This is a genomic window from Bradyrhizobium sp. TM233, assembly GCF_036247965.1.
Lineage (GTDB): Bacteria > Pseudomonadota > Alphaproteobacteria > Rhizobiales > Xanthobacteraceae > Bradyrhizobium > Bradyrhizobium ottawaense.
In genome coordinates this window covers 67,108-82,137 of record NZ_BTIG01000005.1, presented here as the reverse complement: position 1 = coordinate 82,137, position 15,030 = coordinate 67,108, and the positions used below count along the sequence as shown (strand labels likewise).

12 protein-coding genes are annotated in these 15,030 nt (G+C 65.8%); 2 read left to right on the top strand and 10 right to left on the bottom strand.

Going from position 1 to position 15,030, the window contains the following annotated elements; all coding sequences use genetic code 11:
* Position 1: 1 nt before the first annotated feature.
* Positions 2-1,369, bottom strand: a complete 1,368-nt coding sequence (locus AABA86_RS14165; RefSeq protein ID WP_212243553.1) for an MmgE/PrpD family protein — start codon at positions 1,367-1,369, stop codon at positions 2-4.
* Between the two features lie 147 nt (positions 1,370-1,516).
* Here AABA86_RS14165 and AABA86_RS14160 point away from each other — a divergent pair, with 147 nt between their 5' ends.
* Together AABA86_RS14160 and AABA86_RS14155 are read left to right on the top strand one after the other, a co-directional pair.
* Positions 1,517-2,632, top strand: coding sequence for an FUSC family protein (locus tag AABA86_RS14160; RefSeq protein ID WP_212243555.1), 1,116 nt, complete (start codon positions 1,517-1,519; stop codon positions 2,630-2,632).
* Positions 2,633-2,939: 307 nt separating this feature from the next.
* Positions 2,940-3,434, top strand: a complete 495-nt coding sequence (locus AABA86_RS14155) for a septal ring lytic transglycosylase RlpA family protein (RefSeq protein WP_212243556.1) — start codon at positions 2,940-2,942, stop codon at positions 3,432-3,434.
* A 13-nt stretch (positions 3,435-3,447) separates the two neighbouring features.
* Here AABA86_RS14155 and AABA86_RS14150 read toward each other — a convergent pair whose 3' ends face one another.
* The 9 genes from AABA86_RS14150 to AABA86_RS14110 all read right to left on the bottom strand — a co-directional run bounded on the left by AABA86_RS14150 (position 3,448) and on the right by AABA86_RS14110 (position 14,962).
* Complete coding sequence (locus AABA86_RS14150) at positions 3,448-4,113, bottom strand: 2-hydroxychromene-2-carboxylate isomerase (RefSeq protein WP_338307247.1); 666 nt, start codon at positions 4,111-4,113, stop codon at positions 3,448-3,450.
* Positions 4,110-4,598, bottom strand: a complete 489-nt coding sequence (locus tag AABA86_RS14145) for a DUF2867 domain-containing protein (protein WP_212243559.1) — start codon at positions 4,596-4,598, stop codon at positions 4,110-4,112. The genes AABA86_RS14150 and AABA86_RS14145 overlap by 4 nt, the downstream gene beginning before the upstream one ends.
* A complete protein-coding gene (locus AABA86_RS14140) occupies positions 4,595-5,989 on the bottom strand; it encodes an MATE family efflux transporter (RefSeq protein ID WP_338307246.1) in 1,395 nt (464 codons plus the stop codon). The genes AABA86_RS14145 and AABA86_RS14140 overlap by 4 nt, the downstream gene beginning before the upstream one ends.
* Before the next feature lie 262 nt (positions 5,990-6,251).
* Positions 6,252-7,547, bottom strand: a complete 1,296-nt coding sequence (murA, locus tag AABA86_RS14135) for a UDP-N-acetylglucosamine 1-carboxyvinyltransferase (protein WP_212243565.1) — start codon at positions 7,545-7,547, stop codon at positions 6,252-6,254.
* 140 nt (positions 7,548-7,687) lie between these two features.
* Positions 7,688-8,155, bottom strand: a complete 468-nt coding sequence (locus AABA86_RS14130; RefSeq protein ID WP_212243568.1) for a hypothetical protein — start codon at positions 8,153-8,155, stop codon at positions 7,688-7,690.
* A gap of 273 nt (positions 8,156-8,428) precedes the next feature.
* The gene (gene gyrB / locus AABA86_RS14125) at positions 8,429-10,864 is read right to left on the bottom strand and encodes a DNA topoisomerase (ATP-hydrolyzing) subunit B (RefSeq protein ID WP_338307245.1); all 2,436 of its coding nucleotides are present in this window, start codon (positions 10,862-10,864) and stop codon (positions 8,429-8,431) included.
* Positions 10,865-11,147: 283 nt separating this feature from the next.
* Positions 11,148-11,906, bottom strand: a complete 759-nt coding sequence (locus AABA86_RS14120; protein WP_445083466.1) for a hypothetical protein — start codon at positions 11,904-11,906, stop codon at positions 11,148-11,150.
* A 15-nt stretch (positions 11,907-11,921) separates the two neighbouring features.
* The gene (locus AABA86_RS14115) at positions 11,922-14,078 is read right to left on the bottom strand and encodes a hypothetical protein (RefSeq protein ID WP_338307244.1); all 2,157 of its coding nucleotides are present in this window, start codon (positions 14,076-14,078) and stop codon (positions 11,922-11,924) included.
* Between the two features lie 140 nt (positions 14,079-14,218).
* Positions 14,219-14,962, bottom strand: coding sequence for a hypothetical protein (locus AABA86_RS14110; protein WP_212243575.1), 744 nt, complete (start codon positions 14,960-14,962; stop codon positions 14,219-14,221).
* Between the last annotated feature and the right edge of the window lie 68 nt (positions 14,963-15,030).

The following is a 15,030-nucleotide window of genomic DNA, read 5'->3' as shown; positions in this document are numbered from 1 at the left end:
CTTACCGCCCCAGCTCCGTCGCCTGTGCCACGCGATCGAAACGCTCCAGCGTCATGATCGCGTCCGCAAACTTCTCCGCCCGCGCGTTCAGCACGGGGCGCGCCAGCGTCAGGAATTTCTGCTGCATCGCCTGCGCGTCCGGGAACGAATTCGGCTCGCCGGACGGATCCGCATAGAGCCGCTCATGCACACCATCGTCCGTCGTGATGCTGACGCGGGCGCCGAACGGATGGGTGCGGCCGATCTCGAGCCGGTCATCCTGCACCACGTCGAACTTGTCGGCGAGCGCGTCGATCGCGGCGTCGCCAAGGCGATTATAGTCGTCCCAGCCGAACGAGCCCTGATCGAGCGCGAGCGCGCCGGTGAAGAACATCGAGAACTGGCCGCCGACGATCGAGGTCGGGTGGCGCTTGGTCGCGGCGTCGCCGGTCAGCGTGATGCCGTTGCGATGCAGGCCGATCTCGACGCGCTTGACCTGGTCGGGCGTCAGATTGTGCTCACGCCGCATCGCGATCAGCGCATCGATCGCCGCATGGGTGTAGCGGCAGCTCGGATATGGCTTCACGCCGATCTTCATCGTCTCGTAGGTCTTGCCGAGCTCGGCGACCGCCTTGTCCGGATGCGCATCGTCGGTGTAGCCGGCGAGCAGGCCGTGCTTGCCCTCGACCGATTCGGTCGCGCCGACGAAATCATTGCGCGCCAGCGTCGCGGCGATCACGCCGTTCATCGCGGCGGCGCCGACCTGGTAACGCTTATTCCAGGCGCCGTTGACCAGGAATTGCAGCGAACCCGCGGCCTGGCTGCCGGAGACGCCGAAGGCGGCAATGATCTGCTGTTCGGACAGGCCGAACAGCTTGCCAGCGGCGGCCGCCGCGCCATAGGTGCCGGCGGTCGCGGTCGGGTGGAAACCGCGGGCATAATGCGAGGTCGGGTCGAGGGCATTGCCGAGCCGGCAGCACACCTCATAGCCCGCGACGATCGCGGTCAGCACGTCGCGGCCCGATGCGCCGACCATCTCGCCGACGGCGAAAGCGGCCGGAACGACCGGCGCGCTCGGATGCAGCGAGGAGTCGGCGTGCGTGTCGTCGAAATCGAGGGAATGGCCGAGCGCGCCGTTGAGCAGCGCGGCCACCGCCGGCGTCCAGGTCTTGGTGTCGCCGAACACGGTGGATTCGCCCTTGGTGTCGAGCGCCAGCGCCTCCAGCATTTTCAGCATCGACGGGGTCGATTCCGCCTCGCGCCTGGCCCGGATCGCGCTGCCGAGGAAGTCCAGCGTCAGCACTTTTGCGCGATCCAGCACCTCCGCCGGAATATCCTGGTATTTCAGATTGAAGACATAGGCGGCGAGCGTTGCGGTTTCGTGGGCCATCGTGTTTCCTCGTTTTGGCGCGCAAATTAGGCGGGCTGATTTGGCCTTTCAAGCGGGCTTGGGGCCGCGGGCATCAGCCATGCTTTTGGCAGGCTCCAAAGGCCTGACCCGAAGAGCTTGGCTTCAAGAGGATCGAGACTTCCGACGATGGCACTCGCAAAACAGCTGTTCGACCGGATCAGGTCGCGGCGGACGCAACTGGGATTGGCGATCCGGGTCACGGTCGCCGCGACCGCGGCCTATGCGCTCGCCACCGCGCTGCATCTGCTGTTGCCGCTCTGGGCGGTCCTGACCTCGCTGATCGTGACGCAGATGAGTGTCGGCCGGTCGCTGAAGGCAACGCGCGACTACATGCTCGGCACCATCGGCGGTGCCATCTATGGCGGTGCCATCGCGATCCTGATCCCTTATTCCAGCGAGGTGGGGCTGCTCGGCCTGCTGGTGCTCTCGGTCGCCCCGCTCGCTTTCATCGCCGCGATCAATCCGAGCCTCAGCGCCGCCACCGTGACCGCCGTGATCGTGCTCTTGGTTCCGACCATGCATCATTCCGATCCCATGACCTCGGCGATCGACCGTGTCAGCGAGGTCGGGGTCGGTGCCATCACGGGGTTGCTGGTCTCGTTCCTGGTGCTGCCCTCGCGCGCGGTGCGGCAGATCCGTGCCAGCGCGGCGATCCTGCTCGAGTTGATCGCCGATGCCTTCACCGAGCTGCTCGCGGGCCTCACCCGCGGTCGCGACAACGACGCGCTGCACCGGATCCAGGACGGGATCGGCACCGCGATGGTCGGTCTCAATGCGATCGGCACTGAAGCCGAGCGCGAGCGCGCCGCGCGGCTGTCGAGCGGTCCGGACACCGGTCCGCTGCTGCGAACCGTCCTGCGATTGCGTCATGACGTCGTGATGATCGGCCGCGCCACGGTGGTGCCGCTACCGATCGAGGTGCAGACGCGGCTCGCAGCGCCCTTGACGGAAGTCTCGACCGTGATCGCGCGCTTCCTGCGGTCGGCCGCGGCGGCCTTGCGCGAAGGCGCCGGCGCGCCGCCGATCCATCCCGTCCACGTCGCGCTTCAGCACTACGCCGAAGCGGTCGCCGCCGTGCGTCAGGACGGCCTGATCCGCGGCCATGCCGGCGACACTGCCGAGCGCTTCTTCGCACTCGGTTTCTCGCTTGAGCAGATGCACCAGAATCTCTGCGACCTCGACCGCGTCGTCGGCGAATGGTCGGAGGCCTCGGCCGACAAGTCCGCGCGCGTTGCGGAGTGAGTTCGGCGCGTCCTCGTGAACGTCGGCTTTCGACAGCAATGCGCATGTCGCGCGGCTTGGCCCTGATGCGACCTCTGAGACGTTGCACGCGCTGGGTTCCAATGGGTCATGCTGCTGACGCAATCTCTGTCTTAGTCGGTGTGAAGCTAAAACACTCCGTGAGGGCCACTCCGGTTCCCACGACGGTTCCGTAGCCACGGTCGGCTCGAATCCGCAAAACGATTGGCGCAAGTTCACGAACGCTTCTGCGTTCGCTTGACCACGTTTGCGGTTCTGGAACCGGACAATCCAAAAAATCACAGGACTTATGATGCTATTCCGCTCGAGCGCCGCAATTTGCGGCGCCCTGGTTGCGCTCGCCGTTTCTGTTGCCGTTGCTCGAAGTGAAACACGTGGGGATCACTCAAGTGGTGTCGTCGATGCCGCCTCTGGCGATGCGATCGTTGGCGCGGCGTCCACATACAATCCGTTCAAGCCCGGCAAGGAGGAGGGCGGTCCGAAGACAGCCTCCGGCGAGCGCTATGATCCCTCTGCCTGGACGGCTGCCATCCGGACGAGCTTGCGTCGGAAATTTGGTGGGGTCCAATTTGGCGCGAGGCCGAAATATGCGCTCGTCGAGGCCGTGGGCAAGAAGGTCATCGTCAAGATAAATGACGTGGGGCCACTGAGACCTGGCCGCATCATTGACCTCAATGAGCGGACGATGCGCCATTTCGATCCAGGCATGGACCTCGGAGTCATTCCTGATGTGAGAGTTAGTCCGCTTGCAGGGGACAATTGGACCCCGGGGCCGGTCGGCTGAACACGAGCGGTGTTCATCCATCTCGGCCCGGACGCGGCGTCAGGCCTTTGCCCTGCATACGCCACACGAGCAGATCGATGCGGTCCTGGCCGAAGAACGGCTCGTTCTCGAACACGAAGGTCGGCACGCCCCAATGGCCGGAGGCGGCGTGGACCCGCTCGTTTTCCGCGATCACCTGCTCGTAGCGATCCGCGTCAGCGGTGATTGCGGCATCCATCGCGGCGAGGTCGAAGCCCGCGCTCTCGGCGGCGCGCGCGAGATGTTCGCCTTCGTTCCAGCCCGCCACCGAGCCGTCCCACAGCACGCGCGCGATCGCATAGGTGAATGCGAGCGAGCGTCCCTCGAGCTGCGCCATGGCGCCCAGGCGGGTCAGGCGGTGGATGTAGGGCTGCTCGGCCGCGACGTCGAACGTCGTCTTGTCCTGCACGATCGGATCAGGCCTGGGAAAGCGGAACGGAATGCCCTCGTGCTGCGCGACGCGCGTGCTGTCGAGCACCACATAGCGAATGAAATTCGGGCTGGCTTTCTTGAAGAAGCCGGGCACGCGGACCGCGAGCGGGTAGACCGGCCGCAGGTTCACTGCGAGATCGTAGTCTTCGACCAGCTTCAGCGTCTTCGGCAGCGCCAGATAGCTGAACGGGCTGCGAAAGGAGAAGAACAGGTCGACGGACAGCGTCATCGCGCCGGCTCCGCGATGCGTCCCATCATGCCGCGGGCCACGAGCTTGTGGAAGGGCGCGATGAGGCAGAGGTAGGTTCGGCCCAGGAGATTATGCGTCCGCACCAGCGTGGTTAGTGTGACTCGACGGCTCGCAGCATCCCCGGCCGCGTCGACAACGATGCGGAAGTCGAGATGATAATCGTTGAAGCCCGCGACCAGCCGCTCCGGCGTCTCGCTGACGACCGGAAACAGGCCGATCAATCCGTGCGGCGCCGGTGGGCCTTCGCCTGATGTCTTCAGCCCGAACGGCCTCACCAGAATATTGCGGAGGCGCAGCAGCACGTCGATCCAGCGCGGCCCGTGCAGCACCATCCGGGTGCAGGCCTCGCGGGCAGTTACCGTCGCTGCGCCGATCTCGACGCGGAAGGCGTCGACGAATTGCGCGCCTGCCAGCAGCGTGTTGGCATCGACCTCAGGCGTGACTTCGCGGACGGCTCCGTTCATCCCGCCAGTCTGCGCGTCAGCATCCGGAAGCGCAAGATCAAGAGCCCGGCATAGACGAATGTCCCGACCGAAAACCCGACCCAGACGCCGACCGCGCCGAGCCCGAGGTTGAAGGCCAGCACCCAGGCGATGGGAAAGGCGATGCCCCAATAGCCGATCGCCGCGAACAGCAGCGTCATTCTCGTGTCGTTGATCCCGCGCAGCGCGCCGCCCATGATGGTTTGCAGGCCGTCGGCGATGAAGAAGGTGGCGCCGACCAGCAGCAGCGTCGCGGTCAGCTCGATGGTGGCCGCGCTCGCCTCGCCGCTGCCGAAGAACAGCCGGCCCAGCTGGTAGCGGCCGAGGATGATGGCGATCGTCAGGGCGGAGACCAGCGCGACGCCGAGCACGGCCGCGACGAGCCCTGCGCGCTTCACCGCGGCCGGCTCGCCGCGGCCGAAGGCGTGGCCGACCCGCACGGTGGCCGCCATGCCGATGCCGAGCGGCACCATGAACAGCACGGCGGTGATCTGCAGCGCGATCTGATGCGCGGCAATCGCGGTGGTCGAGATGAGCCCCATCAGCAGCGCCGCCGAGGAGAACAGGCCATACTCCAGCAGCAGCGAAAACGAGATCGGCGCGCCGATCGCGATCAGCTGGCGCATCAGGGGCCAGTCGATCCGCCACAACCGCGCGAGCGGGCGGTAGTCCGAAAACGGCTTGCGCAGCCCTGCGATGGCGAGCACGGCGACGAACGTGCCGAGGTTGACGATCGTGGTCGCAAGTCCGGCGCCGAACAGGCCGAGCTCCGGCAGGCCGAACCGGCCGTGGATCATGGCATAGACCAGCGCGGCATTGACCGGGATCGCGGCGAGCGTGATCCACAGCGGCGGCTGCGGCCGGTTCACCGCGCTCATCATGCTGCGCAGCGCGATGAAGCCGAGCGCCGGCGCGATGCCCCAGGCCAGCCCGTTCAGATAGCGTTGCGCCAGCGCGGCCGATTGCGGCGCCTGGCCGAGCGCGATCAGGATCTGCTCGCCATAGAGCGGCGAGGCCATCATCGGCAGCGAGATCAGCAGCGCGACCCACAGGCCGACGCGCAAGGCGCGGCGAATCAGCCTGACATCTCCGGCGCCAAACGCCTGCGCCGCCAGCGGCGACACCGCAGCCATCAATCCGAGCCCGAAGGTGAAGCTGACGAAATAGACGGTGTGCGCCAGCGCCGCCGCGGCCACCGCATCCTCGCCAAGCCGCCCGATCAGCGCGAGATCGGTCGTGATCATCGCGATCTGCCCGAGCTGCGTCAGCATCATCGGCACGGCCAGCCGCAGCGTCTCGACGAACTCTTCGGCGAGATGGTTCTGCGGCACGCCGGCTTGCGGCTGCGAATGATGTTGGACGGTGTCGAGCATGGCGGCTGCAATAGCACAGCCCCGCGACGAAAACATGGCCCGTGAGAGCGAGAGGTGAGGTGCTCTATCCGTTAGCCCGGTCTCGCGGGGTGGGCAAAGGCGCGCCAGCGCCGTGCCCACCACCTCTCCAATATTGCAACAGAAGGCGTGGGCAGGCTTCCGCCTTCGCTCTACGAGCTACGGCGGACAAGTCGCTTTGCCCACCCTACGATACTGTGTGCTTCGCCACCTTCTCCGACGAGGGAGAAGGAAGACAGAGCCCTCAGCCCTTCCGCTCCGGCACGCGCTTGATCTTTGCGCCCAGCGCGTTCAGCCGTTCGTCGATGCGCTCATAGCCGCGCTCGATCTGGTCTGCGTTGTTGATGGTGGAGGTGCCCTGGGCGCACACGGCGGCCAGCAGCATCGCCATGCCGGCGCGGATGTCGGGCGAGGTCATGGTCGCGCCGTGCAGGCGGCTGGGGCCGGCAATGATGGCGCGGTGGGGGTCGCACAGCACGATGCGCGCGCCCATCGCGATCAGCTTGTCGACGAAGAACATCCTGGATTCGAACATCTTCTCGAACATCAGGATCACGCCCTCGCATTGCGTGGCGGTGACGATCGCGATCGACATCAGGTCGGCCGGAAAGGCCGGCCAGGGCTGGTCCTCCAGCTTCGGCACGTGGCCGCCGAAATCGTCCTGGATCTTCAGCGTCTGGTTCGACGGCACGATCAGGTCGTCGCCCTCGACGCGGCAGACGATGCCGAGCCGCTCGAACCCCATGCGGATCGAGCGCAGATGCTCGACGCCGGCGCGCGTGATGCGAAGCGGCGAGCGCGTCACGGCGGCAAGCCCGATCAGCGAGCCGACCTCGATATGGTCGGGCTGGATCCGATAGGTCGCTTCCCCCAGCGTTGCCGGCCCATGAATGATCATGGTGTTGGTGCCGATGCCCTCGATCTTCGCACCGAGCGCGACCAGGAAGTTGGCGAGGTCCTGCACATGCGGCTCGGAGGCCGCGTTGCGCAAATAGGTGACGCCGTCTGCGGCGACCGCCGCCACCAGCGCGTTCTCCGTCGCGGTGACGCTCGGCTCGTCCAGGAACACGTCCGCGCCGGCAAGCTTGGGTGCGCGGAATTCGAGCCGGTCGGTCGCGGTGACCTTGGCGCCCAACTGCTCCAGCGCCAGCACATGCGTGTCCAGCCGGCGGCGGCCGATGACGTCGCCGCCCGGCGGCGGCAGCATCACCTCGCCGCAGCGGGCGAGCAGGGGGCCTGCGAGCAGGATCGAGGCGCGGATGCGCACGCACAGCTCAGGGTCGAGGTCGGCGGCGCGGATGCTCTTGGCATGGATGTGAAGCGTGTTGCGCCCGGTCCATTCCGCCGCCGCGCCGACCGAGCGGATCAGCTCGACCAGCGTCTCGGTGTCGCGGATGCGCGGCACGTTCTCCAGCGTCACCGGATGCTCGGTGAGCAGCGCCGCGGCGATGATCGGCAGCGCCGAATTCTTGTTGCCGGACGGCTCGATCGAGCCCGAGAGCCGGTGACCGCCCTCGACGATATATTGGATGGGCGCCACGTCGGTTTTCTCCGTCCTGTTGCGTTGGGGCGGGCTGCTTCGGGAGCGGAAACTACCGAGAATTGGGCAGGGTAGCAATTCTGCACTTGTCGCGGCGGAAGGCCGCGCGTTGGCCTGAATAGGCCCGCTGTATCCGGCGTTTAGAACAAGCCGATGATATTGGCCACCACATAAAGGATGACGATCAGCATCAACACGCCCATCGCCAGGAAGGAGATTTCGACGGCAATGGCGCCGGCCCCAAGCGCGGCCGCGACGCCTGCCAGGAGCCTCTCTTCGCGAAACACGAGGGCGAGGACCGAGAGCAGGATGGCAAGCAGGCCGAGTGAGATCGCCGCGATCGAGGACGCCTCCCTCAATTGGCTCCCCGTCGACTTCTCCCGCGGCGGGGCCTGGTACTCGACGCCCTTGACGCGCGCGATCAGGCGATCCTTCAGGCGATGGCCGGTGTCGACAATCACCTTGTCCGCCGGCGGCGGCGGGTAGATCGCAGGTATGACCCAATGCGGCAGCACGGCCGCGATCAGCGCCAGCACGCCGACGATGCTGCCGATCACCCCGAGGCGGCGGGAGGGGAGGGCGGAACTGGTCGCTGTGGAGGCGGTCATGGCACGACACTTCCCGGCCGGAACTGGCCTTGCGGGATCATGCCACTTCGTCGCAATGGCGGGTGGGGAGGTTCAGGGGGTGGCGTTGCCGCGAAGGTGGTGCGCTCCCTCCCCTGCGTGCGGGGGAGTGCTGGGGAGAGGGTGTCGCCACAACGGGACAATCCCCAAGAGGAGAAAGCCCCCACCCGACGCTTCGCGTCGACTTCCCCCGCAAGCGGGAGAGGTTGCAGCGAGTGCTTGGCCACCAGATCAAACCCAAGGCAAACGCGGACCTCAGATATCGATCGTCGCGCTCAGCGAATGTTCCTGGATGAAGTCACGGCGCGGCTCGACCACGTCGCCCATCAGCTTGGTGAAGATGTCGTCGGCCTCGTCGACCTCCTTGACCTTCACCTGCAGCAGCGAGCGCGCATTGGTATCCAGCGTTGTCTCCCAGAGCTGCTCCGGGTTCATCTCGCCGAGACCTTTGTAGCGCTGCAAGGTGATGCCCTTGCGGCCGGCGTCGGTGACCGCTTCGAACAGATCAACCGGACCGTGGACCGTGTGCTCGACGTCCTTGCGCCGCAGGTTGCCGGGGCGGGCATAAACATCCTGCAGCTTGGGCGTAAACTCGTCGAGCTTGCGGGCCTCGGCCGAGCCCAGGAACGCGGAGTCAATGATCGCGACGTCCTTGACCCCGCGCACAGTGCGCTCGAACTGGAAGCCCTGGCCTTCCACGTAGTGGCCGACCCATCCGCGTTCGACATCCTCGGCCTGCTTGTCCAGCCGTCCGGCGATGTATTGGGCGGCCTGGGCGGCCTTGTCGGGATCGCCGTAGATGTCCTTGTTCAGCACGCCGGTGATGGCGGCCTGCTCGACGACCTTGCGGTTGTAGCGGGTGTGCAGATTGCGCAGGATGCTGCGAACGACTCGGGCGTCGTCGACCAGTCCGCGCAGGTCACGGCCGCTGCGGTCGCCGCCGGTGCCGGGCGTGAATATGCAATCATCGAGGCCGGTCTCGATCAAATAATCCTCCAGCGCCCGCTCGTCCTTCAGATACTGCTCGGATTTGCCTCTGGAGACCTTATAGAGCGGCGGCTGGGCGATGTAGAGATAGCCGCCGTCGATGATGTCGCGCATCTGCCGGTAGAAGAAGGTGAGCAGCAGCGTACGGATGTGAGCGCCGTCGACGTCGGCGTCCGTCATCACGATGATCTTGTGATAGCGCAGCTTCTCGATCGAGAACTCGTCGCTGATACCGGTGCCGAGCGCGGTGATCAGCGTGCCGATCTGCTCGCTTCCTAGCATCTTGTCGGGACGGACGCGTTCGACGTTGAGGATCTTGCCGCGCAGCGGCAGCACCGCCTGGAATTCGCGGTTGCGGCCCTGCTTGGCGCTGCCGCCTGCCGAGTCACCCTCGACGATGAAGAGTTCGGACTTGGCCGGATCCTTTTCCTGGCAGTCGGCGAGCTTGCCGGGCAGCGAGGACACCGAGAGCGGGCTCTTGCGCGTCAGCTCGCGCGCCTTTCGCGCAGCTTCGCGGGCTGCGGCCGCCTGGATCACCTTGCCGACGATCATCTTGGCTTCGGTGGGATGCTCCTCGAACCAGGCCTGGAGCGCCTCGTTGAGCACGTTCTCGACCACGGGACGCACTTCCGAGGACACCAGCTTGTCCTTGGTCTGCGACGAGAATTTCGGATCGGGCACCTTCACCGACAGCACGGCGGTGAGGCCTTCACGGCAGTCGTCGCCGGTCAGCGCGATCTTTTCCTTTTTCGCATTGGCCTCGGCATAGCCGTTGACCTGGCGCGTCAGCGCGCCGCGGAAACCGGCCAGATGGGTGCCGCCGTCCCGCTGCGGGATGTTGTTGGTGAAGCACAGCACGTTCTCATGGTAGCTGTCGTTCCACCACAAAGCGGCCTCGACGCCGATGCCGTTGGCTTCCGCGCGCACCATGATCGGCGCCGGCACGATCGCCTTCTTGTTGCGGTCGAGATATTTGACGAATTCCTCGACGCCGCCGGAATAGTGCATCTCCTCGCGCTTCTCGACCGCGTGACGCATGTCGGAGAGGGCGATGTTGACGCCGGAATTGAGGAAGGCGAGCTCGCGCAGGCGATGCTCCAGCGTGGCGAAATCATATTCGATGTTCTTGAAGGTCTCGCCCGAAGCGAGGAACGTCACCTCGGTGCCGCGCTTGCCCGGCGCATCGCCGACCATTCTGAGCGGTGCGACGGCATCGCCATGGGCGAACTCGATGTAATGCTCCTTGTTGTCGCGCCAGATCCGCAAACCCAGCTTGCTCGACAGCGCGTTGACCACGGAGACGCCGACGCCGTGCAGGCCGCCGGAGACCTTGTAGGAGTTCTGGTCGAACTTTCCGCCGGCATGGAGCTGGGTCATGATGACCTCGGCCGCCGAGATGCCTTCGCCCTTGTGGATGTCGACGGGAATGCCCCGGCCGTCGTCGCGCACGGTGACGGAATTGTCGGCATTGAGCACGACATCGACGCGCGTGGCGTGGCCCGCCAGCGCTTCGTCGATCGCGTTGTCGACGACCTCGTAGACCATGTGGTGCAGGCCCGAGCCGTCGTCGGTGTCGCCGATATACATGCCCGGGCGCTTGCGAACGGCATCGAGACCCTTGAGCACGCGGATCGATTCCGCGCCGTAATCGCTCGGATTGGAGGGCTCGTTTTCGGCAGGTGTCTGCCGAGCAGGTTCTGTCATGAGAGGCCTTCGAGATGTCGCCCGAATCAGCCGCGCAAAAGGCGCTGATTTGCGAGCTATTTGTGCCATGAAAGAGAGATTGCGCCTAGCGCAAAGTATCTTCCAGCAACCCTTTGACTAAATGGGGTTTTTGGGCCGGTTTTCAAGGTGTTCGAAGGCCGATTCCGGGGCTCGCGAAAAGCCCGATTCGAGACCCCTTTTCTAGCCTTCAAAGGCGTGGATTTTGCGGGGTCGCAGCGACCTGCTCCGACGTGCTGTGGCGCCCGGGAACAGGTCTGTGGGGTCAGTAGATCTGATCCGGCTTCCTGTCGTCGTCACCCAACTGGAGGGACCAGGTCTCGCCTGCGGCCACGGTGATGGTATTGGTGCGCAACGTATGGCCCGACACGACCAGCTGGTAGGAATACGTGCCGGGCGGCAGATCCAGCGTTTGTGGGTGATTTTCGCCGCCCGCGATCTTGATGGTCTGATCGTTGATCGCGAGCGAAGCCACGCCGGGCGCAAGATAGCCGAAGATCAGCCGCGCTCGTCCTGGCATCGGCAGGAAATTGGCCTTGGCCACAGCCTCCGTATTCCGCTGCACCAGCTCGACAATGGTCTCGTCCTTCGCACGGCCAAGTTTCAATGTTGCCGGGCCCTTCGGGGAGACGAAGGCGAGCTGAGCGTGATCGGCGGCAACCACAGTGCCGTCAGGCTTTTCCTGCCAGCCGCGCTTTGCGAGCTCCGTGCGGTAGAAGGCGAGCACAGCAGTGAGCGGGGCCTGCACATGGGCTTCGAGTCCGACCCGCAGCGGGATTTCGATGCCGGTCACATGGGTGGTGTTGGAGCTGGAGGAGCTGTGTTGCTTCGGCACTGGCATGTCGGCGTCGGGATCCGCCGGCGTGAGTGCAGCCGAAGTGTGCGGTGATAGATGCGGCATCCATCCGCCGGCACTTGCGGCGATCAGGCCGCCCGCGAGGAGGGCGAGACCGCACAGCGGCAGCAACCAGCGTGCCGGACCTCGCATCACAGGCTTTATCGTCGTCATGTTCGTTCCCGGCATCAGGGGCCCGGTGGATCAGTACATCTGCAACGGCAGCACTTCGCCGGTCGGACCCACCATCAGGCCCCAGGCATCGCCTGCGGCGACGGTGAGGGTTTCGGTGTGGGCCGGGCGCCCGGGCATGCGCAGGGCGTACTGGTAGGTGCCCGGCGGCAGGTCGAGCATCGGGCCTTTGGGCGATTGCGGACCGCCGGCGCCGGCGGCGATCTTCACCGTCTGCTTGTTGATCGTCAGCGAGGCTTCCTTCGCCCCGATATTGCCAAGCATCAGCCTGGCCTGGCCGGGCTTCGGCATGATGTCGGCCTTAACAGCGGCATCCGGATTCTTCTGCGCCAGGCTGACCGTGGTCTCGCCCTTGGCGCGGCCGAGCTTAAGCACGGCCGGGCCTTGCGGCGAGGTGAAGTCGATCTGTGCGCGTTCGGCGGACACGGTGGCGCCGTCGGCCTTTTCCTGCCAGCCGAGCTTGGAAAGCTCGGCCCGGTAGAAGGCCAGGACATCGCCGAGCGGGGCCGGGATGCTGGCTGCCAGCTCGCGGCGGAACGGCGTCTCGCTACCCGGCATTTTGGTGGTGGCGAGCGAGGTCGACGACCGCTGCGTCGGCACGGGGAGTTGGGATTCAGGGTCGGGCTTGAGCGGCTCGGAGGATTTGGCCTGCACTTCCGTGGTGGCCATCGGCTTCGCGGCGGCCATCACCAGCCCCGATCCGTCGGCGCGGACATTCACCTTCGGGCCCATCTGCATCACGGTCATCGAGATCGACTTGCCGCTCTTGGAGAATTCCATCATCGCCATGTTGGGCTGGTTGATGACGGAGGGCTGCTCCTTCCAGCCTGCGGGCTTGAGTGACGCGCGATAGAAGGCGGTGAGCGCCTTGACGCTCGAGGTGGAGGAGAATTCGAGATGGCCGTCATTGCCTTCGAACTTCACGCCTTCGGCGGTCTCGGGCAGCGGCACCGGCGTCTTGCTGTCGGCGAGCGTATTGAGCGGCGCGTCGGACAGGGCGGCCGCCTGCACCTTTCGCCTCGCTTCGTCGGCGGCGATGACCTGCTTGGCCATCGCCTCGGCGTCCCTCATGAACTTCTCGTCGGCTTCCTTCTTCGCCTTGGCGCGGGCGGCCAGCGCGGATTCCTTCAGCTGCGCGGTCAGATTGACCATGGTGAAGTCGTATTTGCGGCCGAGCCGCAGCACGCCGGTTTCCTCGGCGTTGGAGATCTTGAGCGCGACGTCGTCGCCGGGAGCGAGCGGCGCGCTGCCGTCTTCCTGCCAGCCGCGCGCGGCGAATTCGCGATGATAGAAGGCGAGCACGGCGGGCAGCTCCGCCATTGCGGCGGCGCTCATCTCGCGCTTGTTGGAGCTTGCGCTGCCGAGGCCTCTGGCCGACTTGGTCGGGTTCGGTCGCGGCAGGCCGGCGACGTCGCTATCGGCATTGAGGTCGGCGGGCGCCACGAAGGGCGCGATCCGGATGTCGACATTGGTCCGGCCGTCGTCGCGTCGCGTCAGCGTCAGCATCACCGGCTTCTGCTTGTAGAACTGCGTCGTGTCGCCCTCGGGATGGTCGTAGAACGCGCGCACGCCGTTCGGAACGGTCTCGTCGAGGCTGGCATTGGTCCAGCGCGCAGCCGTTTCCGCCGAGAGCTTGCGCCAGCCGATCGCCTCCATCTGGCTGGTGTAGAAATCCGAGGTGGCATCGAGCGCGCCGGGCGCGATGCAGCCGAGATAGGGCCTGGTGCCGTCGAACACGAGGTCGCTCGCGCCGTCGGGGAATGGCACGTTCGAATAGATCCGGTCGGTCGTGTAATACACCACGGATTGATCGGGCCGGCCGAGCGCTTGCGTGAAGTGAACGGACAGGCCCTGCCGCCCCTTCTTGAATTTCAACGTGGTGCTCTTCTCTTCCAGCGGCAGCACATAGGGCACCCAGCCCTCGGTGCTCAGGAGTTTTCGCACCGCCTGCGACGTCACGGCTTGCGGCGTCGGCACGCGATATTCGACGCGGTAGGGGTCGGGGCGCGAGGTGTCCTCCACCGCGCCCTCGAGCTGCGGCAGCGCGTGGACGTCGACGATACCTGCGTCGGCGGCCGCCGCGACCCCGCAGCTCGCCATCAGGAAGAAGCCGCATGCAAGCAGCCGCCAGCGTGCCGGGACCTGCGTCCCGCGCGTCATCCTCGACATCGTCACTTCTCCAGGGGCGTGGCGCGGCGCATCGGCTCGCGCGCAATTGCAGGCTGCGACACCGCCGGCGCGGCCTCTGACGAGAAGTCGCGGCAGGAACCCGTCAGGTTCAAAGATCGCGCAGGCCTCGATATTGCTGCTCAGTACAGCTGGAGCGGCGGCCAGGCGTCGCCGTCGCGCCCGATCGTGAGCTCCCAGGTATCGCCGGCGGCAAGGTTGAGGACGTTCGTGGTAGCCGAATGGTCCGGTAGGGTCAGTTCGTAGGAATACTTGCCGGGCGCCAGATCCAGCGATACCGCATTGGCGCCGGCGGCGCGTTTGACGGTTCGTGCGTTGATCGTGAGCGCCGCGTCCCTCCCGCTGATATTGCTGAACACCAGTTTGGCCTGGCCGGGTTCGGGCATGATATTGGCCCGGGTCGCCGCATCGGCGTTCTTCTGCACGAGATGAATCGAGGTGCTGCTGTCCTTGCGGGCGAGCTGCAGTGCGGCCGGCCCCAGCGGGGAGGCGAAAGCGAGCTGGGCGTGATCGGTTGCGATCACCGCGCCATCGGGCTGTTCCTGCCAGCCGAGTTTTCCGAGCTCCGTGCGATAGAAGCTGAGGACGTCGCCGAGCTCTGCAGGCACGGTGGTTTCGAGCCTGGTGCGGAGCGGGGCTTCGACGCCGGGCATCACGGTGGTGTGGGTCCCTCGATAGCTGTAGCGGGTCGGCGCGGGCAGCCGCGCATCCGGATCCGGTGTGAGCGCGACCGAGAACAATGGCGACAAATTCGATACCAAGGCCCCGGCGCTTGCGGCGAGCAGGCAGCTCGCGAGCAGAGCGAGGCCGCACGCAAGAAGTTGCCATCGCGCAGGAGCTCTTGCCCCATGCCTTACCGTCGTCATGCTACGCTCCAAGCATCGCGCGCGTGGGAAATACCGCGCGATTGCACAACGGCGACACCGTCGGCGCC

Bases quoted from the DNA above. Each gene is read 5' to 3' on its own strand.
- AABA86_RS14165 (WP_212243553.1), bottom strand. From the start codon at position 1,369: ATGGCCCACGAAACCGCAACGCTCGCCGCCTATGTCTTCAATCTGAAA.
- AABA86_RS14160 (WP_212243555.1), top strand. From the start codon at position 1,517: ATGGCACTCGCAAAACAGCTGTTCGACCGGATCAGGTCGCGGCGGACG.
- AABA86_RS14155 (WP_212243556.1), top strand. From the start codon at position 2,940: ATGATGCTATTCCGCTCGAGCGCCGCAATTTGCGGCGCCCTGGTTGCG.
- AABA86_RS14150 (WP_338307247.1), bottom strand. From the start codon at position 4,113: ATGACGCTGTCCGTCGACCTGTTCTTCTCCTTTCGCAGCCCGTTCAGC.
- AABA86_RS14145 (WP_212243559.1), bottom strand. From the start codon at position 4,598: ATGAACGGAGCCGTCCGCGAAGTCACGCCTGAGGTCGATGCCAACACG.
- AABA86_RS14140 (WP_338307246.1), bottom strand. From the start codon at position 5,989: ATGCTCGACACCGTCCAACATCATTCGCAGCCGCAAGCCGGCGTGCCG.
- AABA86_RS14130 (WP_212243568.1), bottom strand. From the start codon at position 8,155: ATGACCGCCTCCACAGCGACCAGTTCCGCCCTCCCCTCCCGCCGCCTC.
- gyrB (WP_338307245.1), bottom strand. From the start codon at position 10,864: ATGACAGAACCTGCTCGGCAGACACCTGCCGAAAACGAGCCCTCCAAT.
- AABA86_RS14120 (WP_445083466.1), bottom strand. From the start codon at position 11,906: ATGCCGGGAACGAACATGACGACGATAAAGCCTGTGATGCGAGGTCCG.
- AABA86_RS14115 (WP_338307244.1), bottom strand. From the start codon at position 14,078: ATGTCGAGGATGACGCGCGGGACGCAGGTCCCGGCACGCTGGCGGCTG.
- AABA86_RS14110 (WP_212243575.1), bottom strand. From the start codon at position 14,962: ATGACGACGGTAAGGCATGGGGCAAGAGCTCCTGCGCGATGGCAACTT.